At 23.0% G+C, this 230-nt stretch carries 1 pseudogene; it reads right to left on the bottom strand.

What is annotated here, in order from left to right:
* Positions 1–14: 14 nt before the first annotated feature.
* Positions 15–230 (bottom strand): annotated as a pseudogene (locus tag NG901_RS16890) (phosphatase); the annotation flags it as partial.

Here is a 230-nt window from a genome sequence, read left to right as displayed (position 1 = left end):
TAATGAAGCAAGTATCATTTAATGTTCAAAGCATTTAAAAAATTTTCAAAATAAATTGAAGGCATATTCATACTTCCAATATCGCCATGTTTTTTATCATCTTTTAAATTACCATGAAAATCTGAACCACAAGAAATCAATAAATTATTTTCTATAGCTATATTTATGAAATTTTCTTCTTCATCTTTTGTATTTTGAAAATAAATTGCTTCTATTCCATCTAAGTTCAT

It is taken from the genome of Clostridium sp. CMCC3677, assembly GCF_023845585.1.
GTDB lineage: Bacteria > Bacillota > Clostridia > Clostridiales > Clostridiaceae > Clostridium > Clostridium aquiflavi.
Note: the sequence above shows the minus strand (reverse complement) of the source record. Positions and strands in the feature narration are given on the sequence as shown.